Source organism: Sulfitobacter sp. HI0129, assembly GCF_001635395.1.
Taxonomy (GTDB): Bacteria; Pseudomonadota; Alphaproteobacteria; order Rhodobacterales; family Rhodobacteraceae; genus Sulfitobacter.
In genome coordinates this window covers 1-1253 of record NZ_LWGH01000748.1, presented here as the reverse complement: position 1 = coordinate 1253, position 1253 = coordinate 1, and the positions used below count along the sequence as shown (strand labels likewise).

Sequence of the window (1253 nt, the reverse complement as noted above, 5' to 3'; positions counted from 1 at the left end):
CCGGTGTTGTGGCGGTGCTCAACCAGGACCGCGCCGATGTCGAGACAGTCGGGGTCCGCCAAACGCCCACGTTCTTCGTGAACGGCAAGCCTCTCGATCCGTTCGGTGAGGCCGAATTGCGGAGGCTGGTGGCAGTGGAAGTTGCGGCAAGCCAAAGCTGATTTGCGGAGGCAGGAGAAACGAGTGGTGAAGAAGTTGAGATATACCAATGCATTGGCCGTGCTTTTGACGGTTGCAGGGCTGTCGGCCCCCGCACTGGCCGGTTCGGAGGATGTCGTGGTCGAGAATGCGTGGTCCCGCGCCTCGATCGGCGTCAACAGGCCAGGTGCCGCCTATATGACCGTGCGCAACACGGGTGAAGACGCCGTTACGCTGACCGGACTTGCGACACCGCTGGCAATGATGCCCGAGATCCATGAGTCGAAAACCAACTCCGATGGCGTCAGTTCCATGGCACCTGCAGGCGAGATCACGATTGAGCCCGGCCAAAGCGTGGCATTGGAGCCGGGCGGGTTGCACGCCATGCTCATGAAGCTGCAAGAGCCGATGACCGAAGGCGAGAATTTCCCGCTGACACTGACCTTCTCGGATGGCGGCAAGGTGACGGTCGAGGTCCCAATCCTCGGAATCGCCGCGCGTGGACCGAAGGGCTGATGCAACGTCGGCAGCTCCTTCTATACGGCGCAGCCGGTGCCGGCGTTCTTGGCCTGACGCTCTTCGTGGGCTGGTGGCGGGTGGACGGGCCCGGTGCGCCTGAACCAAAAGGGCAGCGGCCCCTGCCCCTATCGGCGATGGAGTTCCGGCTGACCGACCACGAGGAAAATGAGGTAGGGCCTGGCAACCTGATCGGTCGTCCGACAATGGTGTTTTTCGGGTTCACCTACTGCCCGGACGTCTGCCCGACGACCCTATCGGATATTTCCGGCTGGCTTGAGGAACTGGGCGACGAAGCATCAGAGATGAACGTGGTCTTCATCACGGTCGACCCGGAGCGGGACACGGTCGAGGCCATGGCCGAATATGTCGGCTATTTTCATCCGGTCATTCGTGGTTGGACGGGGCCGGAAGACCAGATTGCCCGCGCTGCAGAAGGGTTTCGTGCCTCATTTGAGCGCGTCCCGACTGAGGGCGGCGGCTATACGATGAACCATACGGCAGGCGTATTCCTGTTCGATGCCGAGGGTGAGCTCGTCACCATGATCGACTATCACGAGCCAAGAGAATTCGCGGTGCCGAAGATCCGGCGCGCACTG

General features: G+C 61.7%; 2 protein-coding genes and 1 pseudogene. All 3 read left to right on the top strand.

The features are described 5' to 3' along the window. A pseudogene (locus A3764_RS24205) lies at positions 1-161 on the top strand (DsbA family protein); the annotation flags it as partial. Between the two features lie 22 nt (positions 162-183). Then, positions 184-654, top strand: a complete 471-nt coding sequence (locus A3764_RS18490) for a copper chaperone PCu(A)C (RefSeq protein ID WP_443069028.1) — start codon at positions 184-186, stop codon at positions 652-654. Continuing rightward, positions 654-1253: SCO family protein (locus A3764_RS18485; protein WP_067951915.1), on the top strand; the 600-nt coding region annotated here is incomplete at its 3' end. The genes A3764_RS18490 and A3764_RS18485, both read left to right, overlap by 1 nt.